Source organism: Streptomyces mangrovi (assembly GCF_900114215.1).
In the GTDB taxonomy this organism is placed as follows: Bacteria; Actinomycetota; Actinomycetes; order Streptomycetales; family Streptomycetaceae; genus Streptomyces; species Streptomyces barkulensis.
Window position 1 is genome coordinate 285,449 of the sequence record NZ_FOSG01000003.1, and the last position, 23,927, is coordinate 309,375.

Consider the following 23,927-nt stretch of genomic DNA (forward strand, 5'->3'; position numbering starts at 1 on the left):
CGACAGTCACTAGCGGGCCGCGCTCTTCAGGGGGACGGAGGGATCGGCGGCCCGCACCGGGTCCAGGGCCGTGCCGCGCTCGATCAGCTTCCGCCCCTGGGTCAGATCGCGCGGACGGCCCACGGCCAGCAGGGCGCGCAGCACACCGTCGCGCAGCCAGCACACCGTCCAGGCCGCGTCCGCCGGATCACCGCGCCACAGCATCTCGTCCTCGCCGGCGTGGTGGCCCGCGTACTGGACGAAGCGGCCGAACTGCTCGGACCAGAAGTACGGCACCGGGTCGTACACCGGCGTCTCGGCCTCTCCGGCGACCAGGCCCGAGGCGACCGTGCGCGGTCCCTGGAGCGCGTTGTCCCAGTGGTGGACCAGCAGCCGGCGGCCGTAGCGGGCCGACGGGTAGGAGGCGCAGTCCCCGACGGCGTGGACACCGGGGACGGAGGCGCGCAGGTACTCGTCGGCGAGGACCGCGCCGTCCTCGCCCAGCGCCACGCCGGAGCCCGCCAGCCAGTCGGTGGCCGGGCGCGCGCCGATCCCGGTGACGACCGCGCCCGCGGTCAGCACCGAGCCGTCGGACAGCGCCACCTCGCACACCGGGTCCTTCGGCGTGCCGGCGGCGGCGACGCCCGTGACGGCGCACCCGGTGCGCAGCTCGGCGCCCGCCTCCTCGTACCAGGCGCGCATCCGGGCCGCGACGGACGGCGGCAGCGCTCCGGCCAGCGGCTGGTCCGCGGCCTCCACCACGGTCACCCGGCACCCGGCCTCGCGGGCCGCGGTGGCGAACTCCGCGCCGATCCAGCCCGCTCCGACGACCACCACCTCCCGGCGCCCGGCGAGCACCGGCCGCAGCCGCTCGGCGTCGTCGAGGGTGCGCAGCAGATACACCCCGGGGACGCCCTCGGCGCCGGGCAGGGGGACCGGCTCGGCGCCGGTGGCGAGGACCAGACGGTCGTAGGGCAGCGGGCCGGCGTCCGTGTCCGCCTCCCGGTCGCCGGTGCGCAGCCCGGTGGCGGCCGTGCCCAGGCGCAGGTCCACCTCCAGGGCCCGGAAGTCGACGTCGAAGGCGGATCCGGCCGCCCTGCCCAGCAGCACGGCCTTGGACAGCGGCGGCCGGTCGTACGGCCGGTGGGACTCCTCGCCGACCAGGGCGATCCGCCCCGGCCAGCCCTGCTCGCGCAGCTGTACGGCGGTCTGCACCCCGGCCATCCCGGCGCCGACGACGAGGATCCGCTGCCTGCTCTGCTGCTCGGTTCGCACGCTCACGCGCTCACTGTAGGAGGTCGGGGCGGGCCGCCGGGCGGCCCGGCGGCCCGGCCCGGTGAGAGCCCCGCCACAGCCGCCGGGGCCGAAGGGGGGGCCGGGGCCCGGCTCCCCTTCAGCCCCGGCGGGCGCGCGGATAGGGTGGTCGGCGTCCGGGGGACGGGAAGGCCCCGGGACGAACCGGCGAACGACAAGCGCGGGAGCCCGGCGCACCGGGCTGAGAGGGAGGCTTGCGCGGCCTCCGACCGTACGAACCTGATCCGGGTCATTCCGGCGAAGGGAGGAGCACCGCACCCATGCACGTGCTGATCATCGGCGGTGGTGTCATCGGGCTGGTCACGGCCTGGCGGACCGCGCAGCGGGGGGCGCGGGTCACGGTCGTCGACCCGGCGCCGGGCGGCGGCGCCGCCGAAGTGGCGGCCGGGATGCTGGCGGCCGTCACCGAGCTGCACTACGGCGAGGAGTCCCTGCTCGCCCTCAATCTGGCCTCGGCGCGCCGCTATCCGGCCTTCACGGCCGAACTGGAGGAGGCCTCGGGCCTGGGGACCGGCTACCGCGCCTGCGGCACGCTGGCCGTCGCGCTGGACGCCGACGACCGGGCCCATCTGCGGGAACTGCACGCGCTGCACCGGCGCTGCGGGCTGGAGTCGGCGTGGCTGACCGGCCGCGAGTGCCGCCGCCTGGAGCCGATGCTCGCCCCCGGGGTGCGCGGCGGGCTGCGCGTGGACGGCGACCACCAGACCGATCCGCGCCGGCTGACGGCCGCGCTGCTGGCGGCCTGCGAGCGGGCCGGGGTCCGCTTCGTGCGGCAGCGGGCCGGGCGGCTGTCCCTGTCCGGCGACCGGGCGGCCGGGGCACGGCTGGCCGACGGCACCGCGGTCGGGGCCGACCTGGTGGTGCTGGCGGCGGGCGGCGACAGCGGCCGGCTGGCGGGGGTGCCCGAGGAGGTCCTGCCGCCGGTGCGCCCGGTCAAGGGCCAGATCCTGCGGCTGCGGATCCCCGGCGCGTACGCCCCGTTCCTCTCGCGCACCGTGCGGGCCCTGGTGCGCGGCGGCCATGTCTATCTGGTGCCGCGGGCCGACGGCGAGCTGGTGCTGGGCGCGACCAGCGAGGAGCAGGGCTGGGACACCACCGTGACGGCCGGCGGCGTCTACGAGCTGCTGCGCGACGCGCACGAGCTGGTGCCCGGCATCACCGAGCTGCCGCTGGTGGAGACCCGCGCGGGGCTGCGCCCCGGCTCCCCGGACAACGCACCGCTGCTCGGTCCGACCGCCCTGCCCGGCCTGCATCTGGCCACCGGCCACCACCGCAACGGGGTACTGCTCGCCCCGGTCACCGGCGATGTCCTGGCCCAGGTTCTGACCACCGGCGAACTCCCCGAGGAGGCACGCCCGTTCACCCCCCGGCGCTTCGACCGCACGCTTCAGGAGAGCCCCGTATGAACACCGGCGCACCCCGTACCGCCGCCATCGCCACCGTCACCGTCCATGTCAACGGCGAGCCGCGCGAGATCGCGGCCGGCCTCGCCCTCGACGCGGTCGTGGCGTCCCTGACCACCGCCCCGGCCGGCGTCGCCGCGGCCGTCAACGAGACCGTCGTGCCGCGCGGACAGTGGCCGGCGACACAGCTGAGCGACGGCGACCGGGTCGAGGTCCTGACCGCGGTGCAGGGGGGCTGACGGCGGCCATGGCTGACGACACCCTCACCATCGGCGGCACCGCCTTCTCCTCCCGCCTCATCATGGGCACGGGCGGCGCGCCCAGTCTGGAGGTGCTGGAGCGGGCGCTGCTCGCCTCGGGCACCGAGCTGACCACTGTGGCCATGCGGCGCCTGGACCCGACCGTCTCCGGCTCGGTGCTGTCGGTGCTCAGGCGGCACGGCATCCGCGTGCTGCCCAACACCGCCGGCTGCTTCACCGCCGGGGAGGCCGTGCTCACCGCCCGGCTGGCCCGCGAGGCGCTGGGCACCGACTGGATCAAACTGGAGGTGGTCGCCGACGAGCGCACCCTGCTGCCCGACCCGGTGGAGTTGCTGGAGGCCGCCGAGACGCTGGTCGACGACGGCTTCACAGTCCTGCCGTACACCAGCGACGATCCGGTGCTGGCGCGGCGGCTGGAGGACGTGGGCTGCGCGGCGATCATGCCGCTGGGCTCACCCATCGGCTCGGGCCTGGGCATCCGCAACCCGCACAACTTCCAGCTGATCACCGAGCGGGCGTCCGTCCCGGTCGTCCTGGACGCGGGCGCGGGCACCGCCTCGGACGCCGCCCTCGCCATGGAACTGGGCTGCGCGGCGGTGATGCTGGCCTCCGCCGTCACCCGCGCCCAGGAGCCGGTGCTGATGGCCGAGGCGATGCGGCACGCGGTGGAGGCGGGGCGGCTGGCGTACCGTGCGGGCCGGATCCCGCGCCGCCACTTCGCGCTGGCCTCCTCGCCGGCGGAGGGGATGGCGGATCTCGACCCGGAGCGGCCGGCCTTCGGGTGAGCGGGCTTCGGGCGAGCGGTCTTCGGGCGGCCGTCCGCGGGCTTTCGTACCGATGTCGCGGCGCGGCGGCGGTTTCGTCACCGTTGTGCCGCACTCCGGTGCGCCTGCGCCGGTGCGGTCGGCCGTGCGCACGGCGGCTCGTAGACTCTGCGCCGTGGACACGACCCTTCGGGACCCGTTGATCGGGCACGTGCTCGACGGCCGGTACCGCGTGGAGGCGCGGATCGCCGTCGGCGGCATGGCCACGGTCTACCGGGCGATGGACACCCGGCTGGACCGGGAGCTCGCCCTGAAGGTGATGCACCCCTCCCTCGCGGCCGACGCCTCGTTCGTCGACCGGTTCATCCGGGAGGCCAAGTCCGCGGCCCGTCTGTCCCACCCGAACGTGGTGGGGGTCTTCGACCAGGGCGAGGACGGCGGCTACGTCTACCTCGCCATGGAGTACGTCCAGGGCTGCACGCTGCGCGACGTGCTGCGCGAGCGCGGTGCGCTCCAGCCGCGCGCCGCGCTGGACGTCCTGGAGGCCGTGCTCGCCGCGCTGGGCGCCGCCCATCTGGCCGGTCTGGTGCACCGCGACGTGAAGCCGGAGAACGTCCTGATAGGGGACGACGGGCGGGTCAAGGTGGCCGACTTCGGCCTGGTGCGGGCCGTGGGCTCCCAGACGTCCGCCTCCACCGGCTCGGTGCTGGGCACCGTCTCCTACCTGGCGCCCGAGCAGATCGAGCACGGCACCGCCGACGCCCGCGCGGACGTCTACGCCTGCGGCGTGGTGCTGTACGAGATGCTGACCGGCTCCAAGCCGCACGCCGGCGGCACCCCGGCCCAGGTGCTCCACCAGCACCTCCACCAGGACGTCCCGGCCCCCTCGGCCGCCGTGCCCGATCTCGCCCCCGCCCTGGACGACCTGGTGGCCCGTACCGCCGCCCGCGACCCCGGACGGCGGCCGGCCGACGCCGTGGAACTGCTCGCCGAGGTCAAAGCCGTGAAGGAGACGCTGACCGGCGAGCAGCTGGACGCGCCGCCCCCGGCCGCCGCCGGCCGGAACGGCTCCTCAGCCTTCTCCGCCTCCTCCGTCCCCGCCGGCTCCGAGGAGAGCACCACCGTCCTCCCGCGCGGCGGTACGCCGGGAGCGCCCGCCGGCGGCGCCGGCCCAAAGGAGGGCGGGGAGGCGCTGAACCGCACCTCCGTCCTGCCCCGGCCGGCCGCCGTACGGGCGGAGCCGGGGGAGGCGGGTCCGCCCGGGCCGGGCGCGCGCCGGCGGCGGGGGGCGGGCCGCGGGCCCATGCGTTCGGTGCCGGCGCTGGTCACCGCCGCCCTGCTGGTCCTCGGCGCGGTGCTGGGCGTCTGGTACATCAACTCCGGACAGTTCACCAGGACACCCGGGGTGCTCGACATGACCGAGGACCGGGCCAAGCGGACGGTCGAGGAGGCCGGGCTGGAGTGGCGGATCGTCCGGGACTACAGCGACACCGTGGAGCGGGGCCATGTCATCGGCACCGACCCCGACCGCGGTGAGCGCATCCGCGGCAACGGCACGGTGACCATCACCGTCTCCCAGGGCCCGGAGCGGGTCGAGGTCCCCGACGTGACGGGCGACACACCGGACGAGGCCCGCCGGAAGATCAAGGCCGCGGGGCTGGAGCCAGGCATGGTGACCAGGGAGTTCTCCGGGAAGGTGGAGCGGGGCTCGGTGGCCCGCACCGAGCCCGGGGCGGGCAGCGTGCGCCGTCCGGGCACGGCCGTGGCGCTCGTGCTCTCCAAGGGCGCGCGGGTCGAGGTGCCCGGTGTCGTCGGTGAGGACGAGGGAACGGCCCGGCAGCGGCTGGAGGAGGCCGGGCTGAAGGTCCGCACGGCCCCGGAGCGGGTCTTCTCCCAGGAGGAGGAGGGCACGATCGCCCGGCAGTCGCCCCGTGAGGGCGCGGTCGCCGCCGAGGGCGACACCGTCACGCTGACCGTCTCCAAGGGCCCGGAGATGATCGAGGTCCCGGACGTGGAGGGGCTGGCGGAGGACGAGGCCAGGCGGGCCCTGGAGGACGCGGGCTTCGAGGTGAAGATCCGCAGGGTCTTCTTCACCGGCACCGTCTTCGACCAGTCCGTCGCGGCCGGCGAACGGGCCCCGCGCGGCTCGGAGATCACCGTCTGGGTGCGCTGACCGGAGCTCGCCGGCCCGGCCGGACCGAATCGTGCGTCACCGTCCGGGTGCGGAGGGTCGCTTGAGCGGGCAGCCGTTGTGAAGCGCCCCATAGGACCCAGGTCACCTACGTAGCCGCATAGTGGACATCGCGGCGGCCCGGACGGCCCCGAGCGGCTCCGATCGCCTTCCGGAGATCACTTCCGCCGGATATCTACTATATCGGGTCGTATGTCACGCCTTTGTCCTCATAAGTTCCGGCCGCTAACAATGCAACGGTCGCCAGCGCCGAGGAGAGGAACCCGGCGCAACCTCGCTCGGCCCCATGGCCGGCCCGGCTGATCCGGCTCCGCGACGCAAGCGATCGGAAGAGGTTCTCCTCCCCCATGTCTGTGTTCCGCGTTCTCGACCAGTTCCGCGTGTCCGGCACCGCCCGTATGACCGGCACCCACAGGTTCTCCGCCATCGGTGTCGCCGCGGCCACCGGCGCCGCCACCCTGGCGCTCGGCCTCGCCCCGGCGGGCGCCGAGCAGGCCGCCCCCTCGGCCGAGCCGAAGCCCGCCCCCGCACCGGTCTCGCTCCCGGTGGAGCCGGCCGCCCAGGCCGAGGACATCGCCGCCGGGCAGGGCGGCCTGCGGGCGCAGTTCTCCGGCTCCTACCAGCAGGCCCAGGCCGACGCCCGCGAGGCCGCCGCCGAGGAGGAGCGCAAGGCAGGGAAGGCCGAACGCGAGGCCGCCGCCGACCGCTCGCACGACCGCGGCGGCTGGGGCGACGGCGGCAACTGGGGCGAGCGCGACAGGGGGTCCCTGGAGCGGGCATACGAGCGCGAGCGGCGCGAGGCCGCCTCGTACCCGGACAACCTCGACGGGTGGATCCGCCAGGCCCTGGCCATCATGGAGCGCGAGGGCATCCCCGGCACCTACGAGGGCATCCACCGCAACATCATGCGCGAGTCCAGCGGCGACCCGCGGGCCGTCAACGACTGGGACGTCAACGCCCGCAACGGCATACCCTCCAAGGGGCTGCTCCAGGTGATCCAGCCCACCTTCGACGCCTACCACGTCGAGGGCACCAAGTACGACCTGTACGACCCGGTGGCCAACATCGTCGCCGCGTGCAACTACGCCGCCGACCGGTACGGCTCCATGGACAACGTCGACTCGGCCTACTGACCGGCCCGAAGGCGACCCCCCCCACACGGCCCGGCGGCCCGTTCACCACGAGCGGGCCGCCGGGCCGTGCGCCGCGGGGGCCTGGCACCCTCGACGTGTGAGCACCGCACCTTCCCCGCACGACGCCCCACCCTCCCCCTCCCCTTCCTCCGCGGACGCGGGCGGGGCCGCCCCCGCCTCCCGCCGCGCCCGCAACCCCGTCGGCAGCCATGTCGCCGTCGCCGGCGGACTCGCCGCCAAGGGCCTGGCGTACGCCCGTGAGATCGGCGCCGAGGCCGTGCAGGTCTTCGTCGCCAACCCGCGCGGCTGGGCCACCCCGGCGGGCGACCCGAGACAGGACGAGGCCTTCCGCACGGCCTGCGCGGACGAGGGGATCCCCGCCTACGTCCACGCGCCCTACCTGATCAACTTCGGCTCGCACACCGAGGCCACGGCCGAGCGGTCCGTGGCCTCCCTGCGCCACTCGCTGCGGCGCGCCCGGCACATCGGCGCCCTGGGCGTGGTCGTCCACACCGGCTCGGCCACCGGCGGACGGGACCGCGCCACGGCGCTGGCCCAGGTGCGCGAGCGGATGCTGCCGCTGCTGGAGGAACTGGACCCCGGCGAGGGGTCGCAGGACCCGTGGCTGCTGCTGGAGCCGACGGCCGGCCAGGGCGCCTCGCTGTGCGCGCGGGCCGCGGACCTGGGCCCCTACCTCGACGCCCTGGAGCGCCATCCCCGGCTCGGGATCTGCCTGGACACCTGCCACGCCTTCGCCGCCGGGCACGACATGGCGGCCGAGGGCGGCATGAAGGCGCTGCTGGACGAGGTGGTGGCGGTGGCCGGCGAGGGGCGGCTGCGGCTGGTCCACGCCAACGACTCCAAGGACGTCGCCGGCGCCCGCAAGGACCGCCACGCGAACATCGGCGCGGGCCACATCGGCGCCGGGCCGTTCCGCGAGCTGCTGCGCCATCCGGCGACCGGGGGCGTGCCCCTGGTCATCGAGACCCCGGGCGGCAGGGAGGGGCACGCGGCGGACGTGGCCCGGCTGAAGGAGCTCAGGGGCTGACGCGGCTCCCGGACGGCGGGAGGGGCCGCGCGAAGGAATGCGCGGGGGCTGCGCGAAGGGACCGTGCGAAGGGGCCGCGCGGACGGGCCGCGGGCCCGGTCACAGCCCGGGGCCGTCGCCCGGCTCCTCCTGGTACGAGTAGCGCTGCTCGTGCCAGGGGTCGCCGATGTTGTGGTAGCCCCGCTCCTCCCAGAAGCCCCGGCGGTCGGCGGTCATGTACTCCACGCCCCGCACCCACTTGGGCCCCTTCCAGGCGTACAGATGGGGTACGACCAGCCGCACCGGGAAGCCGTGCTCGGCCGTGAGCGGCTCGCCGGCGCGGTGGGTGGCGAAGAGCGTGTGGTCGGCGGTGAAGTCCGCCAGCCGCAGGTTGGCGCTGTAGCCGTACTCGGCCCACACCATCACATGGGCGACCTCCGGCGCGGGCGGCACGAGTTCGAGGAGGGTGCGGGTGCGCACCCCGCCCCATTCGACGCCCAGCATGCTGAACCGGGTGACACAGTGCAGGTCGGCGACCACGGTCTCGTGGGGCAGCGCCGAGAACTCCTCGTGCTTCCAGCGGTGCGTGCCCCCGTCGGCGGTGGCCCCGAAGACGCGGAACTCCCAGCGCTCGGGCCGGAACCTGGGCACCGGGCCGTAGTGCGTCACCGGCCAGCCGCGCTGGAGCCGCTGCCCCGGCGGAAGATCCAGTAGCTCCCCTTCGCGGCTTTCCGGCTGAACCATGTCTCCATGGTGACAGACCACGGCCGTGCCCGTGACCGCGCCCCGGTCCGCACGGGAGAGCGGGCCGGGCACGCGAAAGGCGCCGTGGGGCGCGGATCGCTGTGATCCGCGCCCCACGGCGCCGCTGTGTGCCGGTGCTCATCGGCGCGTGCCGGTACCCGCCGGTGCGCCGGAGTGCCCGCCGTTCACTGGTCCCGGTACATCTCCGCCACCAGGAACGCCAGGTCCAGCGACTGGCTGCGGTTCAGCCGCGGGTCGCAGGCGGTCTCGTAGCGCTGGTGCAGGTCGTCGACGAAGATCTCGTCGCCGCCGCCCACGCACTCGGTGACGTCGTCGCCGGTCAGCTCCACGTGGATGCCGCCCGGGTGGGTGCCCAGGCTCTTGTGGACCTCGAAGAAGCCCTTGACCTCGTCCAGCACGTCGTCGAAGCGCCGCGTCTTGTGCCCGCTGGCGGCCTCGAAGGTGTTGCCGTGCATCGGGTCGCACACCCACACCGGCTGCGCGCCGGAGGCCGTGACCTTCTCCACCAGGGTGGGGAGCCTGTCGCGGATCTTGTCGGCCCCCATCCGGGTGATGAAGGTCAGCCGGCCCGGCTCGCGGTCCGGGTCCAGCCGGTCGATCAGCGTCAGGGCGTCCTCGGGCGTGGTGGTGGGGCCGAGCTTGACCCCGATCGGGTTGCGGATGCGGGAGGCGAACTCGATGTGCGCGCCGTCCAGCTGGCGGGTCCGCTCACCGATCCACACCATGTGGCCGGAGACGTCGTACAGGTTCCCCGTGCGGGAGTCCACCCGGGTCAGCGCCGACTCGTAGTCGAGGACCAGCGCCTCGTGCGAGGCGTAGAACTCCACCGTCTTGAACTCCTCCGGGTCCACCCCGCAGGCGTTCATGAAGTTCAGCGCCCGGTCGATCTCCCGGGCCAGTGCCTCGTAGCGCTGGCCGGAGGGGGAGTTCTTCACGAAGTCCTGGTTCCAGGCGTGCACCTGGCGCAGGTCGGCGTAACCGCCGGTGGTGAAGGCGCGCACCAGGTTCAGCGTCGCCGAGGACGCGTGGTACATCCGCTTGAGCCGCTGCGGGTCCGGGGTGCGGGCCTCGGGGGTGAACTCGAAGCCGTTGACGGAGTCGCCCCGGTAGGAGGGCAGGGTCACCCCGTCGCGGGTCTCGGTCGGCTTCGAGCGCGGCTTGCTGTACTGCCCGGCGATCCGGCCCACCTTCACCACCGGGACGGACCCGGCGTAGGTGAGCACGGCCCCCATCTGGAGCAGCGTCTTGAGCTTGTTCCTGATCTGCTCGGCGGAGACGGCGTCGAAGGCCTCGGCGCAGTCTCCCCCCTGGAGCAGGAACGCCTCGCCCTTGGCCACGGACGCCAGGCGGGCGCGCAGCTGGTCGCACTCGCCCGCGAAGACGAGCGGCGGATAGGACTCGAGCTCGGCGATCACATCGCGCAGAGCCTCAAGGTCCGGCCATTCGGGCTGCTGCGCCGCGGGCAGGTCTCGCCAGGTGCGGGCACCGGCGTCGGGTTTGGCGTTCACGGTCACGCGTCCAGGTTACGGGGTGGGGCCGGCCGCTCCGCGCGCCTGACCGATGGGTGAGACGGAACCTGCGGGGACGATCGGGGCGGGGGTAGGGTGCGGGGCATGCACACGCAGACGACGGTTTCGGCCGTGACGGCCGCAGCCTGGTGGTGGCCCGCCTCTTCGGCGGCCCGCCGGCGCGTGCACTGAATCCGTACGACGCGAAGGCCGCCCGAGGGGCGGCCTTCCGCGTTCGCGCCGGCAGTCGGCGCGCGGGCCGTTCCCTCTCCCGACAGGAAGGAACGGACCCGCTGTGAGAGACCGCACCGGCACCCCCGAGACCCCCGGCACCGTCACCGCGAGCGCCCTGGTGGAGCGCCTGCTGGCCGACGACTGCCCGCCCTTCGCCCTGCTGCTGCGCCGCACCCCCGGCCGGGACGGGCGCACCGTAGAGGTGCTGATCGGGCCGGTCGGCGAGGTGGAGCGGCTGGCCGACATCCCCGCCGACGGGCCGGCCGCCCTCGCCCTGGTGCCGTTCCGGCAGATCCGCGAACGCGGCTTCGAGGCGACCGACGACGGCACTCCGCTGTCGGTGCTCGTCCCCGACGAGATCCACGAGGTGCCCCTGGACGCGCTGGCGGCCGCGCTGCCCGGCTACGCGGTCCGCGTCACCGGCGGGGGCTTCGATGTGGGCGACGGCGCGTACGAGGAGATCGTGCGCCGGGTGGTCGAGGACGAGATCGGCTCCGGCGAGGGCGCCAACTTCGTCGTCCGCCGCACCTACCGGGGCGTGGTCGAGGGCTACGGCAGGGCCGACGCGCTGGCGCTGTTCCGGCGGCTGCTGGCCGGGGAGCGCGGCGCGTACTGGACGTACGCCGTGCACACCGGCGAGCGCACCCTGGTGGGGGCCAGCCCCGAGGTCCACGTCCGGATGAGCGGCGGGACGGTGGTGATGAACCCGATCAGCGGCACCTACCGCTATCCGGCCGGCGGCCCGTCCGCGGAGGGTCTGCTGGAGTTCCTCGGCGACCGCAAGGAGACCGAGGAGCTGTCGATGGTGGTCGACGAGGAGCTGAAGATGATGTGCGCCGTCGGCGACATGGGCGGTGTGGTGGTCGGGCCGCGGCTGCGGGAGATGGCCCATCTGGCGCACACCGAGTACGAGCTGCGCGGCCGCAGCACCTGGGACGTCCGCGAGGTGCTGCGCGAGACGATGTTCGCCGCGACCGTCACCGGCAGCCCGGTGGAGAACGCGTGCCGGGTGATCCGGCGCCACGAGGAGGGCGGGCGCGGCTACTACGCGGGGGCGCTGGCGCTGATCGGCCGGGACGGCGGCGGCGCGCAGACGCTGGACTCCCCCATCCTCATCCGCACCGCCGACATCGACGCGGCCACCGGCGAGGTGCGGGTTCCGGTGGGCGCCACGCTGGTGCGCGCCTCGAACCCGGCGGGCGAGGTCGCCGAGACCCATGCCAAGGCCGCCGGGGTGCTGGCCGCGCTGGGGGTGCGGACCGGACCGACCCGTCCGGCGGGACTGGCCGGGACCGCGGGAACGGCCGGGACCGCGGGAACGGCCGGCCGGCCCCGCCTGGCGGACGACCCGCGGGTGCGGGCCGCGCTCGACGCGCGGCGCGCGGACCTGGCCCCGTTCTGGCTGCGGATGCGCACGTCCGCCCCCGGCGCCGGGTACGGCGCGGTGCGCGGCCGGGCGCTGGTGGTGGACGGCGAGGACTCCTTCACCGCGATGCTGGCCCATCTGCTGCGCTCCACCGGCCTGGAGGTGACGGTGCGGCGGTACGACGAGCCGGGCCTGCGCGAGGCGGTGCTCGCCCACCCGGGCCCGGTGGTGCTCGGCCCCGGCCCCGGCGATCCGCGCGACGCCGCCGACCCGAAGATGCGGATGCTGCGCCCGCTCGCCGCCGAACTGCTGCACGGCCACCGCCACGGGCTGCTGGGGGTCTGCCTGGGACACGAGCTGATCGCCGCCGGGCTGGGGCTGGAACTGCTCCGCAAGGACGAGCCGTACCAGGGCGCGCAGGAGCGGATCGACCTGTTCGGAACGGAGCGGACCGTCGGCTTCTACAACTCCTACACCGCCCGCTGCGGCGCGGAGCGGGAGCGGGAGCTGGCCGCGGACGGAGTGGAGCTCAGCCGCGATCCGGCCCGCGGGGACGTCCACGCGCTGCGCGGGCCGCACTTCGCCGGAGTGCAGTTCCACCCCGAGTCGGTGCTGACGCTGGAGGGGGTGCGGATCACGGCCGATCTGCTGGCCGCCGTCCTGGTCTGAGGGATCCGCGGCCCGGCCCGGCGCGGTGCGTCCGCCGGGCCGGGCCGTCCAGGGGTCAGCCGAAGAAGACGCCGACCTCCTCGTACAGCGACGGGTCGACCGTCTTCAGCGTGGAGGTCGCCTCCGCCAGCCGTACGCGGGTGATCCGGGTGCCCTGCAGCGCCGTCATCGAGCCCCAGTCGCCCTGGTGCACCGCGTCGATCGCGTGCAGGCCGAAGCGGGTGGCCAGCCAGCGGTCGAACGGGCTGGGAGCGCCGCCGCGCTGGATGTGGCCGAGCACGGTGGTGCGGGACTCCTTTCCGGTGCGCCGCTCGATCTCCCTGCCCAGCCACTCGCCCACCCCGGAGAGCCGGGCGCGGGGATCCGCGCTCGGCAGCGGCGTGGTGCCGCGGTGCAGGGTGATCTCGCCCGACTCGGGCAGGGCGCTGTCGGCGATGACGACGATCGGGGCGTAGGTGGCCCGGAAGCGGGACTCGACCCACTCGCACACCTGCTCCACGTTGAAGGGCTGCTCGGGGATGAGGATGCAGTTGGCCCCGCCCGCCAGGCCCGAGTGGAGGGCGATCCATCCGGCGCTGCGCCCCATCACCTCCACCACCAGCACCCGTTTGTGGGACTCGGCGGTGGTGTGCAGCCGGTCGATGGCCTGGGTGGCGACGCCGACGGCGGTGTCGAAGCCGACGGTGTAGTCGGTGAGGGGGATGTCGTTGTCGATGGTCTTGGGCACGCCCACCAGGGGGACGCCGTGGTCCTCGGCGAGTCGGGCCGCGGCGCCGAGCGTGGCGGTCCCGCCGATCACGATCAGGGCGTCCAGCCGGTGCCGGGCGAGGGTGCCCAGCACCCTGTCGGCCCCGTCCTCCTGTGCCAGGGGGTTGGTGCGCGAGGAGCCGAGGATGGTGCCGCCGCGCGGCAGGGTGCCGCGCACGGCCCGGATGTCGAGCGGCACGGTCTCGTCCCGCAGCACACCGCGCCAGCCGTCGCGGAACCCGGTGAACTCGTCGCCGTACTCCTGCACCCCCTTGCGGACGATCGCGCGCAGCACCGCGTTGAGTCCGGGGCAGTCGCTGCCGCCGGTCAGCACTCCGACCCGCATGAGTCTCCCTTCTCCGCCCGGTTTCCCGGTTTCCGGCCTCCTGCGGCGGGTTCCCCGATCCGGCGGAACCACCGGCCGGCCGCTCCGGCCACGCTAGCGGTGGTACGGGCGGCGGGAGCGGCGGAACGCCGGAACGGACGGCGGGCGGTGGCCCGGCGGCGGACGGCGAGTGCGGCGGGCTCAGGCGTCGTCCAGGCCGCGCTCGATCGCGTAGCGCACCAGCTCCACCCGGTTGTGGAGCTGGAGCTTGCCCAGGGTGTTCTGCACATGGTTCTGCACGGTGCGGTGCGAGATGACCAGCCGCTCGGCGATCTGCTTGTACGACAGCCCCTTGGCGACCAGCCGCAGCACCTCGGTCTCCCGCTCGGTCAGCCGGGGCGCGCCGGGCTCGTCGCGCCCGCGCGGCGCGGGGTCGCCGGCCAGCCGCCGGTACTCGCCGAGCACCAGCCCGGCCAGCCCCGGCGTGAACACCGGATCCCCCTCCGCCGTGCGGCGTACGGCCTCCAGCAGCTCCCGCGTGCTCGCCGACTTCACCAGATAGCCCGTCGCACCGGACTTCACCGCCTCCAGCACGTCCGCGTGCTCGCCGCTGGCGGAGAGCACCAGGACCCGGGGTCCGGCGGGCTCGCCCCCGGGCCCGGAGCCGACGAGCTGTCGGCACACCTCGACGCCCGGCAGTCCGGGCAGGTTGAGGTCGAGGACGAGGACGTCCGGCCCGACGGCCCGCGCCCGGCGCACCGCCTGGGGGCCGTCCCCGGCCGTGGCCACCACGTCGAAGCCCGCCTCGGCCAGGTCGCGGGCGACCGCGTCCCGCCACATCGGGTGGTCGTCGACGACCATCACCCGTACGGCCCCCTCGCCGCGTCCGCCGCTGCCATCGGTCGTACTCGTCATCGCTTGGGCACCCTCAGCTCGACTTCCGTCCCCTGTCCCGGCACCGACAGCAGCTCCGCGCTGCCGCCCAGGTCCCGCAGCCGGCCGCGGATGGACAGCGCCACGCCCATGCGGCCCTCGGCCTCCGCGTCCTCCAGCCGTCCGGGCGGGATGCCGGGTCCGTCGTCCCGTACGGTCACCACCACGGCGTCCGGCTCGTCCTCCAGCAGGATCCACGCCTGCGCCTCCTCGCCCGACGGCCCCTGTGCGTGTGTGCGCACATTGTCCAGGGCGGCGCCGACCGCCGCGGCCAGTTCCCGGGCGGCCGCCGCGGGCAGCCGCACCGGCGCACCGGGCTCGGCGAAGGAGACCCTGCTCCCGGCGTACGCGGACAGCAGCGCGCGCACATCGCACTCCCCGCCGTCCTCCCCGTCCCCTGCGCCCCTGCCCTGCGGCGGCACGGCGGCCGCGGGGACCGGGGAGCCCGGAGCAGCCGGGGAGCCCGGAGCGGGGCCCCCCGCGGCGCGGGACGCGGAGGCCTCGGGCACCACACCACTGGACACCAGCGTGCGCAGCGCCGCCTCCTGCTCCCCCGCCAGCCGTCCCAGTTCGGCCGCCTCCCCGCCGATGGCGGTGCCGCGGCGCTGCACCATGGCCAGCACCTGGAGCACGCTGTCGTGGATGTCCCGGGCCAGACGCTCCCGCTCGCGGGTGGCCGCCTCGATCCGGAGCGCACGCGCCAGGGTGCGCTCACTGGCGCGGGCCACCTCGACGACGTAGCCGATGGCGACGCTCGCGATACACACCAGCAGCACGTTGTGCACGGTGTCCTGCGCGAAGCCGCCCGCGGCGGCCACATTGGCGGCGCCGACCAGCAGCGAGGCCGCCGCGGCCCAGCGCCAGCCCTTCTTGATCGCGAAGCCGAGCACCGCGCCGGCCGTCCATATCGACGGCAGGGTGGGGCCGCCGGCGTCGATGCGCGCCTGGGTGTCCACCACCGGTGTCAGCAGGATGCCGGCGAGCGCGACGGCCAGCTCCACCGCCAGGAAGGGCGGTGTGCAGCGCTCGGCCGAGGAGACCCGGCGGACGGTCGCCAGCGTCCACACCGCCAGGACGGCGAGGTAGGCGCCCGCACCCAGCGGATGGACGTACTCGCCGTACGCGTGGGCGTACAGCGCCAGCGCGTACCCCATGGTGAGCACCCGATAGGCCGTCAGCGCCCTCCACAGCGGCTGCTCGACGGACATCCCCGCGGCCATCGCCACGCCCCCGTACCTCCCCCGGCGGCTCCTAGGCCGCTCTGTCGTCGCCCCCGCCGTCGCCGGCGGCCTTACCGGGCCCCCCGGCTCCCCCGGGCTCCCCGTTCTCCCGGGCGCCGTCGCCCCCGCTGTCCCCGTGCGCCTTCCCGGCCCTGTGCCGCGCGGCCCGCTCGGCCTTCTCCGCCTTCTCCCGCTCCGCGATCTGCCGCTTGGCGGCCGTGGCGTACATGTCGACGTACTCCTGGCCGGACAGTTTCATGATCTCGTACATGACCTCGTCGGTGATCGACCGCAGGACGAAGCGGTCGCCGTCCATGCCCTGGTAGCGGCTGAAGTCCAGGGGCCTGCCGATCCGGATGCCGGGCCGCATCAGCTTCGGGACGACCTTGCCCGGCGGCTGGATCTTCTCGGTGTCGATCATCGCGATGGGGATGACGGGCGCGCCGGTGGCCAGCGCCACCCGGGCCAGTCCGCCCGGCTTGCCGCGGTAGAGGCGGCCGTCCGGGGACCGGGTGCCCTCGGGGTAGATGCCGAACAGCTCGCCGCGCTCCAGCACCTGGATGCCGCTGCGGACCGCGGCCTCGCCCGCGCCCCGTCCGCCCGAGCGGTCCACCGGGAGCTGGCCGATGCCCTTGAAGAACGCCGCCGTCAGCCGGCCCTTGACGCCCGGAGTGGTGAAGTACTCCGCCTTGGCGATGAAGGTGACCTTGCGTTCCAGGACGGCGGGCAGGAAGAAGGAGTCGGAGAACGACAGGTGGTTGCTCGCGAGGATGGCCGGCCCCTCGGCCGGGATGTTCTCCAGGCCCTCCACCCAGGGACGGAACGCGAGCCTGAGCCCGTTCCCGAGGGAGAGCTTCATGACGCCGTACAACAACCGAGGAACCTCCTGTGTCTGCCGGTAAGACCATATCCCGCCGGCGCCGGCTTCCCTCCCGCTTCCGCTCCCGCGCGGGCCGTCCGGCCTACCCGGTCACCGCGCGCACGCGTAGGGTGGCAGCACCCCCGCCCGTGCCGGGCGCCCCACCGAGTCGACCACCGAACGGAGATCCACGGTGCCCCTGCTCCCCGGTGCCGAACCGCTGCGCCATGACGGCGGCGAGGTCGGCGTCCTGCTGTGTCACGGTTTCACCGGCTGTCCGCAGTCGATGCGCCCCTGGGCCCGCTATCTGGCCGACCAGGGCCTGACCGTCTCGCTGCCGCTGCTGCCCGGCCACGGCACGCGCTGGCAGGACCTGGCGGTCACCGGCTGGCAGGACTGGTACGCGACCGTCGAGCTCGAACTGCGCCGGCTGCGCGAGCGCTGCGAGCAGGTCTTCGTCTGCGGTCTGTCGATGGGCGGGGCGCTCGCGCTGCGGCTGGCCGCCCTGCACGGCGACGCGGTCAGCGGGGTCGTGGCGGTCAACCCGGCCGCCACCCTCCCGCGGATCCAGGGGTACGCGCTGCCCGTCCTGCGTCATCTGCTCCCCTCCACCCGGGGCGTCACCGGCGACATCGCCAGGGAGGGCGCGGTCGAGGTCGGCTACGACCGGGTGCCGCTGCACGCCGCCCACTCCCTGTACGACCTGCTGCGGACGGTGCGCGGGGAGCTGCCCCGGGTCACCCGGCCGCTGCTGCTCCTGCACAGCCGCGTGGACCACGTCGTGTCCCCCTCGGACTCGGCGCTGATCCTGGAGCGGGTCTCCTCCCGCGACGTCACCGAGACGGTGCTGGAGCGGAGCCTGCACGTGGCCACGCTGGACCACGACGCGGAGCGGATCTTCGCGGACTCCTACGGATTCATCACCCGCCTCACAGCGAGGAAGACGGCACGTGACGGAGCGTGAGCAGGGCCGCGGCGAGGGCCCGGAGCCCCTGGACGAGGAGGCCGCCTGGGCCCAGATCGTGGCCGCCTACGGGGAGGAACCCGCGAGCCCTCCGGAGGAGGAGCGGCGCGGCGGCGGACCCGGCGGGACCGGCGGAGCCGGCGGAACCGGCGAGGAGGACAAGGCCGGCGGAACCGGCGTACCCGGCGGGGAAGACGGGACCGAAGGCCCCGGCGGGACCGGCGAGGGGGGCGGCGAGCGCTCCGGGCCGGAGGCCGGCGGCCTCCCGGTACGCGGCTTCACCGTGTACGCGGCCGGCTCCGGACCGCGCGACTGGAGCCCGGCCGAGCCGTCCGACGACGACCTCGGCGAGGACGACGAGGGCCACTTCGTGCCGCCCGAGCCCCCTCCGCTGCCCAAGGGGGACCCCGCGAGCCGCTTCGCCTGGCTGGCGGTCCTGGGCGGCCCGCTGCTGCTGATGCTGACCATCCTGTTCCAGCAGCCGGTGACGTGGTGGATCGCCACCCTGGGCATCGGCGGGTTCCTGGGCGGTTTCGCGGCGCTGGTGACGCGGATGCGCGACGACGAGGACGACGACTTCGAGGATCCGGGGCGCGGCGCCGTGGTCTGACGGGCCGGCCGGACCGGTGGTGGGCCCGGGCCGTGCGGGTGGGCCCGGGCTACGCGGCGGGTACGCGCAGGGCGGCCAGGACCGGCAGATGGTCGGTGGCCGCCTTCAGGTCCGCGTCGGTGACGCCCGGGAGGCCGGCGGGCACACCGCAGCCCAGCACCTCCACCGCCCCGGTGGCCAGCACGGCGTCGATGCGCTTGCGGGGCTCGGCCGCGGTCGAGGTGAGTTCGCCGCCCCACGCTCCGGTGGTCCAGCCGTCCTGGAGATCGGCGGCCAGACGGCGGAAGGCCCGGCCGTCGGGCTCGTCGTTGAGGTCGCCGGCCACCACCGCGGCGTCCGCCCCCATGCCCGCCAGGTGGTCCAGGACCATCCCGGCCTGGGCGTACCGCTCCTTCTCGGCCAGGCTGAGGTGGCAGCAGACCACCGCCAGCCGGGCGGCGGGACCGAAGCGCAGCACCGCCGTGGCCAGGCCGCGGCGGTGCAGGCCGGGGGTGCGCGGCAGCAGTACGTCCTCGCTGCGCTCCACATGGGCGCGGAGCGAGGACAGGATCATCGGCCCGGTGGCGGTCGCCCCGCCCGTGACGTGGACCAGGCCCGTCTCCCGGGCGAGGCGGGCCGCGTACTTGCGCCAGCGGAAGAAGCGGGGCGCCTCCTGGACGCAGAGGACGTCGGGCGCGCAGGCCCGGACGACCCGGGCCAGCGCGTCCGTGTCGTCGCGCATGGAGCGGATGTTGTAGCTCATCAGCCGGACGACGGCCGAGCTGTCGGGCTCGGTGCGGGACGCGGGCAGGTCCCCGGGCGCCGTGCGTCCGGGGACCTGCCCGGACCCGGGCTCGGGCTCGGGTCCGGTTCCGTTCCCGGGGGAGTCCCCGTTTCCGGCGGCCTCGCTCACCCGCGTCCCCCTTGCGCCGTCAGCCCTGGCGGGCCAGGTCGGCCGCGCCCACCAGACCGGCCCTGCCGCCGAGCTGGGCGGCGAGCACCTGGGCGTGCGGGCGCCACTGGCTGCCCACCAGCCAGCGGCGGAAGGACTTGCGGATCGGTTCGAGGACGAGGTCGCCCTCGTCCGAGACGCCGCCGCCGACGATGAACGCGGAGGGGTCGAAGAGGGAGGCCAGGTCGGCCAGCCCCGCTCCGGCCCAGCGGGCCAGCTCGCGGAAGGAGTCGACGGCCACCGGGCAGCCCTGCCGGGCGGCCTGGCTGATGTGCCGGCCCTCGATGCCCTCCGGGGTCCCGTCGCCCAGGGCGAGCAGGATCTTCGCGTTCTCGGGGGTGGCGTTGGCGCGCTGGCGGGCGTAGCGGACCAGGGCACGGCCCGAGGCGTACTGCTCCCAGCAGCCCTGGCTGCCGCAGCCGCACAGCAGGCCGTCGGGCACGACCCGGACGTGGCCGAACTCCGCCGCGACGCCGAACCGTCCGCGGTGGAGCTTCCCGCCGATGATGATGCCGCCGCCCAGTCCGGTGCCGAGCGTGATGCACACGACGTCGTCGTGGCCGTGGCCGGCGCCGAAGCGGTACTCGCCCCAGGCCGCGGCGTTGGCGTCGTTCTCGACGACGACCGGGAGGCCGACGCGCTGCTCGACCTTGTCCTTGAGCGGCTCGTTGCGCCACTTGATGTTGGGGGCGAACAGGACGGTGGCCCGCTTGTCGTCGACGTAGCCGGCGGCGCCGATGCCGACCGCCTCGATCTCGTGCCCGGTGCTGACGGTGCGGACCGCCTCCGCGATGGCGTCGATGACGCCCTCGGCGGTGGGCGGGGTGGGCACCGTGCTGGTTTCGAGGATCGCGCCCTCTTCGTCGACCACGCCGGCCGCGATCTTCGTACCGCCGATGTCGACGCCGATGGTGAGTCCCATGTGTCCCTCAGTTACTCGGTCGATCCCCGCTGTGCACAACCGTACCGGAGGGCGGAGGCTTGAACGGACCGACTGCGAAACCCAACCCGGTCCGTACAAGGCCTGAACACCGTCCGAACGGCATCCGAAGGGTTCCCCGGCCTGGTTCCGGCCGGCTTCCGGCCGGCTTCCGGCCGGGGCGGGAGCCGGAGCGGAGGTCAGTCGAGGTCGATCCGCTGGGATCCGGCGGGGCCCTCCCCCTCGCCGCCCCGGCCCTTCTCGTCCCGGCCCTTCTCGTCCTTCTCGTCCGTCTTCTCGTCCTTCTCGCCCCGGGCTTCGCCGCCGTCCTCCGCCGCGCCGCCGCCCGCTCCCGCCCGGGTCCAGCGCCCCTCCTGGTCCGTCACCGCGGCGCGGTAGGCGGCCAGCAACTCGCCGCCCGCGGCGGCGAGGTGGTCGAAGACCTCCGGGTTGCGTTCGACGACGGGTTCCACCGCCGCTCTGGCGCGGTCGGCGAAGTGGGCGAACTGCCGCACCGCGCCCCGGGCGGCGGGGCCGGCCAGCGGCCCCCCGAGTTCGGCGAGCTTCCCCGTGACCGCCTCGGCCAGCTTGAGCAGCTCCTCGGCGGCGCTCCCGGGCGGGGTTCCGTACCGCTCGCGGCGGCGCTCGCGCTCGGCGGCGAGGTCCTCCTCGCAGGCGGTGGCCCAGGCGTCGGAATCGGCGCCCGGGTCCGCGTCGTGGGAGGGGCGCTCGGTGGCATCACTCATGGCGGGCTCCTGGGGCGGTGGCTGCGGCGGGGCCGCGGCGGTCCGCGGCGTGTGGCGGAGGGGCGCCCGGCGGGCGGTCCCTCCTCCTCGACGTTACCCGAACGCCCCGGCGGCGCCCGGGGCGTCGGACGGGCTCCCTCGGTCAGTCCCGCGCGGGCCACAGCCCGGGTTCGGGCTCGAAGCGCACCGTCAGCTCGCCGTCGGCCAGCCGGGCACCGGCCACCGCGCAGCGGCACAGCGCGGCGGGCAGCGGCAGCACCCGGCGGAACGGCCCGGTGGTGACGACGACCTCGTCGCCGCGGCGCACCAGGGACAGCGTCTCGCGGACGGCGCCGGGCAGCAGCAGCCGCCACAGCAGGACGCCCTCGTCCGCCAGCCGGTCCTCCACCGTCCACGGGTCCTCGGCCCGGTCCCCGCCCGGGGCGGCTCCGGACGAGGGGCCGGGCGGTGGGACGGGCGGGAGCCGCTCCGCCAGTTCGCCGAGGTCGGCCGCGCCCTGCGGCTCCCGCCCCAGGTGCGGCAGCTCGCACACGGCCGCCGGGCCGGACGGGCAGTCGTCCAGCAGATCCTTGAGCGCCTCCTGCTGGCGGGACGCCAGGCCCGCCAGCCAGGGGTCGGGCGAGGCGGTGGGCAGCAGCCGGTTGGCGACCACGGCGTCCGGCACCAGGCCGTGCAGCGCGAGTCCGGCCCGGGCGGCGCGCAGCGCGCGGACGGCGGCGGGGCCGGGCTCGACGACCAGCCGCACGGTCGTCCCCGGCGACTCGACCACCGCCTGTACGGCGGCGAGTTCGCGGTCCAGCCGGCCTGCGGCCTCGTAGAGCGAGCGGGCGGGCATCGGCACCCCGGCGAGCTGGGCCAGCACCGGCCGCAGCGCTCGGGCGGCCTGCCGCTCGGGCGGCAGCAGCCGCCGCAGCCAGCGCCGGGTGTGCTCGGGCAGCGCCAGGGTGCGCACGGCCGGCCCGACCGGCGGCATGTCGGCCACGACCAGGTCGTACGGGCCGCCCCCGGCGGGGTCGTGCGCGGCCGGGTCGTGCGCCGAGCGCAGGGCGCGCAGCAGGGCGAAGGCGTCGGCTCCGGGCGGCTCGGCCAGCTCGTCGTCCTCCAGCGGCTCGGCGCCCAGTAGGTCCAGGGCGGAGCGGGCGCGTTCCTGGAGGGCCACGGCGCGGGCCCGGAAGTCGGCGCCGGAGTCGAGACGGGACAGGACCAGGCCGGGCGCGACCTCGCGGGAGGCTCCCTCCCCGCACACGCCGTCCGCGCCGCCCGTACCGTCCGTGCCGAACAGCGCCCCCAGCAGCGCCGGGTCCTCGGCGCTGAGCAGCAGGGTGCGGCGGCCGCTTCCGGCCGCCGCCAGCGCGGTGGCGGCGGCGACGGTGGTGCGTCCGCCGCCCCCGCCGCCGGTGACCAGGACCGTGCGCGTCCGGGTGCCCTCCACGCTCAGGACTTGGCGCCGCTCTCGACGCGCTTCTTCAGCCCGTCCAGAGCGCGGTCGATGATGACCTTCTCGGCCTTGCGCTTGATCATGCCGAGCATGGGGATCTTCACGTCCACGGTGAGCTGGTAGGTCACCTCGGTGCGGCTGCCGCCGTCGAGGGCCCGCAGGCGGTACACGCCGTCCAGGGTGCGCAGCATCTGCGACCTCACCAGGGACCAGCGGACCTCCTCGGGACCGGCCCACTCGTAGGCGAGGGTGTGCTCGTCCCGGATGGCCCCGGCGTCGAGCAGCAGCCGTACCCGCTCGGCCCGGCCGCGGTCGTCGGTGGAGAGCACCTCGGCCTCCTTGACCTCGCCGGTCCACTCCGGGTAGCGCTCGAAGTCGGCGATCACCTCCATCACCTCGGCCGGTGCCGCCTCGACGATGATGCTCGACCTGGTGTGCTCGGCCATCCCTGTGGCTCCTCCGCGTTGCTGCGCCCGGCTCGTGGTCCGCCGCCGTCTGCGGGGGAAGGCTATCGCGCGCGGACGCGGCGGACCGCCCGCCCCCGCCTCCCCGCGCGCTTCCCCTCCCGTCCGCGTTCCCGTCCGCCCGGCGCCGTCACCACTCCAGGACCCAGGGCCTGCCGGTGGCGTTGAAGTGGCCGACGTTCACGCATTCGGTCCGGCCGATCCGCGTGCGCCGCACCAGGGGCTGGTGGACGTGGCCGAAGAGGGCGTACCGGGGCCGCACCGCGTGGACGGCCTCCAGCAGCGCCTCGCTGCCGCGCTCGAAACGGCGGGCGACGGTGTCGTAGCACAGCTCGGGCACCAGGGGCGGGATGTGGGAGCACAGCACGTCGACCTCGCCGAGGGCGGCGACCTTGGCCGCGTACGTCTCCTCGTCGACCTCGAAGGGCGTGCGCATCGGGCTGGGCAGCCCGCCGCCGACGAAGCCGAAGCGCAGGCCGCCGATGTCGGCCGTCCGCCCGTCCAGGACGGTGGTGCCCTCACGGGCGTACTCGGGCCACAGCGCGGGGAGGTCCACGTTGCCGTAGGTGGCGTAGGTGGGGGCGGGGAAGGCCGCGAACAGCTCGGCGTACTGGCGGCGCACGGCCGCCTCCACCGCCCCCGCCTTGTCCACGTCGGCCCAGAGCCGGGCCGACAGCTCGCGGGCCTCGTCGAAGCGGCGCGCGGTGCGCAGCCCGACGTACCGGGTGGTGTTCTCCGCGCCGAAGAGGTCGGGGAAGATGCCGCGGGTGTGGTCGGCGTAGTCGATGAACAGCACGAGATCGCCCAGGCAGACCAGTGCGTCCGCGCCCTCGCCGGCCGCGGCCAGGTCCCGGCTGTTGCCGTGTACGTCGCTCACCACATGGACTCGCATGAGGCCACCCTAGAACCCGCGCCAGAACCCGCGCCCCGGCGCGCGGAGGGCCCGCGCGCACCCCCTTGGACCTGCGGCTCCCTCGTTGCCGCCGGGTGGGTGGACTACCCTGCTGGTGACAGTCCCGTGGTGTGTGACGCACCGAACATCTCGGCGCCACCCCCTATCCCGAGCCCCGTACCGGTGGGTAACGTCCGTGGCCGTCCACCCTCAAGACGCTACGTCTTGGGCCAGAGCCGACGGAGGTTCCGTTTCCCGGCGGATCC

General features: G+C 75.2%; 22 protein-coding genes and 1 riboswitch. Of the genes, 9 read left to right on the forward strand and 13 right to left on the reverse strand.

Translation table 11 applies throughout. From position 1 onward, the window contains the following. Positions 1–9: 9 nt before the first annotated feature. Complete coding sequence (locus BM237_RS05955; protein WP_093848435.1) at positions 10–1,260, reverse strand: NAD(P)/FAD-dependent oxidoreductase; 1,251 nt, start codon at positions 1,258–1,260, stop codon at positions 10–12. 183 nt (positions 1,261–1,443) lie between these two features. Beyond that, a riboswitch (TPP riboswitch) is annotated at positions 1,444–1,556 on the forward strand. Between BM237_RS05955 and thiO the strand changes: the two genes are divergently transcribed. From thiO to BM237_RS05985, 6 genes are all read left to right on the forward strand, one after another. Continuing rightward, positions 1,554–2,699: a glycine oxidase ThiO gene (gene thiO / locus BM237_RS05960; RefSeq protein ID WP_093848436.1), complete on the forward strand. Its 1,146-nt coding sequence runs from the start codon at positions 1,554–1,556 to the stop codon at positions 2,697–2,699. It overlaps the preceding riboswitch by 3 nt. After that, positions 2,696–2,935, forward strand: coding sequence for a sulfur carrier protein ThiS (gene thiS, locus BM237_RS05965; protein ID WP_093848437.1), 240 nt, complete (start codon positions 2,696–2,698; stop codon positions 2,933–2,935). Before thiO ends, thiS begins: the two co-directional genes overlap by 4 nt. A gap of 8 nt (positions 2,936–2,943) precedes the next feature. Next, positions 2,944–3,741: a thiazole synthase gene (locus BM237_RS05970; RefSeq protein ID WP_093848438.1), complete on the forward strand. Its 798-nt coding sequence runs from the start codon at positions 2,944–2,946 to the stop codon at positions 3,739–3,741. 154 nt (positions 3,742–3,895) lie between these two features. After that, positions 3,896–5,893, forward strand: coding sequence for a Stk1 family PASTA domain-containing Ser/Thr kinase (gene pknB / locus BM237_RS05975; RefSeq protein WP_217655796.1), 1,998 nt, complete (start codon positions 3,896–3,898; stop codon positions 5,891–5,893). Positions 5,894–6,258: 365 nt separating this feature from the next. After that, a complete protein-coding gene (locus tag BM237_RS05980; RefSeq protein ID WP_245793432.1) occupies positions 6,259–7,044 on the forward strand; it encodes a transglycosylase SLT domain-containing protein in 786 nt (261 codons plus the stop codon). Between the two features lie 97 nt (positions 7,045–7,141). Beyond that, entirely contained in the window at positions 7,142–8,092 is a 951-nt protein-coding gene (locus tag BM237_RS05985) for a deoxyribonuclease IV (RefSeq protein WP_093848440.1), read from the forward strand. A 99-nt stretch (positions 8,093–8,191) separates the two neighbouring features. On the opposite strand, the gene BM237_RS05990 is transcribed toward BM237_RS05985, so the two are convergent. Continuing rightward, positions 8,192–8,815 (reverse strand): sulfite oxidase-like oxidoreductase, encoded by a 624-nt coding sequence (locus tag BM237_RS05990; protein ID WP_093848441.1) that lies wholly within the window; start codon positions 8,813–8,815, stop codon positions 8,192–8,194. Positions 8,816–9,000: 185 nt separating this feature from the next. Beyond that, positions 9,001–10,350 (reverse strand): class II 3-deoxy-7-phosphoheptulonate synthase, encoded by a 1,350-nt coding sequence (locus BM237_RS05995; protein ID WP_093848442.1) that lies wholly within the window; start codon positions 10,348–10,350, stop codon positions 9,001–9,003. A gap of 289 nt (positions 10,351–10,639) precedes the next feature. Between BM237_RS05995 and BM237_RS06000 the strand changes: the two genes are divergently transcribed. Further along, on the forward strand, positions 10,640–12,613 hold the full coding sequence (locus tag BM237_RS06000) for an anthranilate synthase family protein (RefSeq protein WP_175540899.1): 1,974 nt from the start codon (positions 10,640–10,642) through the stop codon (positions 12,611–12,613). Between the two features lie 55 nt (positions 12,614–12,668). On the opposite strand, the gene BM237_RS06005 is transcribed toward BM237_RS06000, so the two are convergent. The 4 genes from BM237_RS06005 to BM237_RS06020 all read right to left on the reverse strand — a co-directional run bounded on the left by BM237_RS06005 (position 12,669) and on the right by BM237_RS06020 (position 16,697). After that, complete coding sequence (locus BM237_RS06005) at positions 12,669–13,706, reverse strand: 6-phosphofructokinase (protein WP_093848443.1); 1,038 nt, start codon at positions 13,704–13,706, stop codon at positions 12,669–12,671. A gap of 180 nt (positions 13,707–13,886) precedes the next feature. Continuing rightward, positions 13,887–14,600: a response regulator gene (locus BM237_RS06010; protein ID WP_093848444.1), complete on the reverse strand. Its 714-nt coding sequence runs from the start codon at positions 14,598–14,600 to the stop codon at positions 13,887–13,889. Continuing rightward, positions 14,597–15,838, reverse strand: coding sequence for a MacS family sensor histidine kinase (macS, locus tag BM237_RS06015; RefSeq protein WP_245793447.1), 1,242 nt, complete (start codon positions 15,836–15,838; stop codon positions 14,597–14,599). The genes BM237_RS06010 and macS overlap by 4 nt, the downstream gene beginning before the upstream one ends. 31 nt (positions 15,839–15,869) lie before the next feature. Next, on the reverse strand, positions 15,870–16,697 hold the full coding sequence (locus tag BM237_RS06020) for a lysophospholipid acyltransferase family protein (protein ID WP_093848571.1): 828 nt from the start codon (positions 16,695–16,697) through the stop codon (positions 15,870–15,872). Between the two features lie 193 nt (positions 16,698–16,890). Here BM237_RS06020 and BM237_RS06025 point away from each other — a divergent pair, with 193 nt between their 5' ends. Both BM237_RS06025 and BM237_RS06030 read left to right on the forward strand, forming a co-directional pair. Beyond that, a complete protein-coding gene (locus BM237_RS06025; RefSeq protein WP_093848445.1) occupies positions 16,891–17,661 on the forward strand; it encodes an alpha/beta hydrolase in 771 nt (256 codons plus the stop codon). After that, on the forward strand, positions 17,648–18,271 hold the full coding sequence (locus BM237_RS06030) for a hypothetical protein (protein ID WP_093848446.1): 624 nt from the start codon (positions 17,648–17,650) through the stop codon (positions 18,269–18,271). Before BM237_RS06025 ends, BM237_RS06030 begins: the two co-directional genes overlap by 14 nt. A 49-nt stretch (positions 18,272–18,320) precedes the next feature. Here the strand turns inward: BM237_RS06030 and BM237_RS06035 are convergent, their stop codons facing one another. From BM237_RS06035 to BM237_RS06060, 6 genes are all read right to left on the reverse strand, one after another. Beyond that, positions 18,321–19,013: an endonuclease/exonuclease/phosphatase family protein gene (locus BM237_RS06035; RefSeq protein WP_093848572.1), complete on the reverse strand. Its 693-nt coding sequence runs from the start codon at positions 19,011–19,013 to the stop codon at positions 18,321–18,323. Between the two features lie 169 nt (positions 19,014–19,182). Further along, on the reverse strand, positions 19,183–20,124 hold the full coding sequence (locus BM237_RS06040) for an ROK family glucokinase (protein ID WP_093848447.1): 942 nt from the start codon (positions 20,122–20,124) through the stop codon (positions 19,183–19,185). Positions 20,125–20,321: 197 nt separating this feature from the next. Continuing rightward, complete coding sequence (locus BM237_RS06045; RefSeq protein ID WP_093848448.1) at positions 20,322–20,867, reverse strand: DUF5304 family protein; 546 nt, start codon at positions 20,865–20,867, stop codon at positions 20,322–20,324. A gap of 142 nt (positions 20,868–21,009) precedes the next feature. Further along, complete coding sequence (locus tag BM237_RS06050; protein ID WP_093848449.1) at positions 21,010–22,299, reverse strand: ArsA family ATPase; 1,290 nt, start codon at positions 22,297–22,299, stop codon at positions 21,010–21,012. Positions 22,300–22,301: 2 nt separating this feature from the next. Beyond that, positions 22,302–22,751: an SRPBCC family protein gene (locus BM237_RS06055; RefSeq protein ID WP_093848450.1), complete on the reverse strand. Its 450-nt coding sequence runs from the start codon at positions 22,749–22,751 to the stop codon at positions 22,302–22,304. Between the two features lie 148 nt (positions 22,752–22,899). Beyond that, the gene (locus tag BM237_RS06060) at positions 22,900–23,661 is read right to left on the reverse strand and encodes a metallophosphoesterase family protein (RefSeq protein ID WP_093848451.1); all 762 of its coding nucleotides are present in this window, start codon (positions 23,659–23,661) and stop codon (positions 22,900–22,902) included. Positions 23,662–23,927 lie beyond the last annotated feature (266 nt).

Excerpts from the sequence above, each read along its gene's own strand:
- BM237_RS06010 (WP_093848444.1), bottom strand. The coding sequence starts at position 14,600 with ATGACGAGTACGACCGATGGCAGCGGCGGACGCGGCGAGGGGGCCGTA.
- thiO (WP_093848436.1), top strand. The coding sequence starts at position 1,554 with ATGCACGTGCTGATCATCGGCGGTGGTGTCATCGGGCTGGTCACGGCC.
- thiS (WP_093848437.1), top strand. The coding sequence starts at position 2,696 with ATGAACACCGGCGCACCCCGTACCGCCGCCATCGCCACCGTCACCGTC.
- BM237_RS06055 (WP_093848450.1), bottom strand. The coding sequence starts at position 22,751 with ATGGCCGAGCACACCAGGTCGAGCATCATCGTCGAGGCGGCACCGGCC.
- BM237_RS05990 (WP_093848441.1), bottom strand. The coding sequence starts at position 8,815 with ATGGTTCAGCCGGAAAGCCGCGAAGGGGAGCTACTGGATCTTCCGCCG.
- BM237_RS06045 (WP_093848448.1), bottom strand. The coding sequence starts at position 20,867 with ATGAGTGATGCCACCGAGCGCCCCTCCCACGACGCGGACCCGGGCGCC.
- BM237_RS06040 (WP_093848447.1), bottom strand. The coding sequence starts at position 20,124 with ATGGGACTCACCATCGGCGTCGACATCGGCGGTACGAAGATCGCGGCC.
- BM237_RS05970 (WP_093848438.1), top strand. The coding sequence starts at position 2,944 with ATGGCTGACGACACCCTCACCATCGGCGGCACCGCCTTCTCCTCCCGC.
- BM237_RS06020 (WP_093848571.1), bottom strand. The coding sequence starts at position 16,697 with ATGAAGCTCTCCCTCGGGAACGGGCTCAGGCTCGCGTTCCGTCCCTGG.
- BM237_RS06035 (WP_093848572.1), bottom strand. The coding sequence starts at position 19,013 with ATGAGCTACAACATCCGCTCCATGCGCGACGACACGGACGCGCTGGCC.
- BM237_RS06060 (WP_093848451.1), bottom strand. The coding sequence starts at position 23,661 with ATGCGAGTCCATGTGGTGAGCGACGTACACGGCAACAGCCGGGACCTG.
- BM237_RS05980 (WP_245793432.1), top strand. The coding sequence starts at position 6,259 with ATGTCTGTGTTCCGCGTTCTCGACCAGTTCCGCGTGTCCGGCACCGCC.
- BM237_RS06005 (WP_093848443.1), bottom strand. The coding sequence starts at position 13,706 with ATGCGGGTCGGAGTGCTGACCGGCGGCAGCGACTGCCCCGGACTCAAC.
- macS (WP_245793447.1), bottom strand. The coding sequence starts at position 15,838 with ATGGCCGCGGGGATGTCCGTCGAGCAGCCGCTGTGGAGGGCGCTGACG.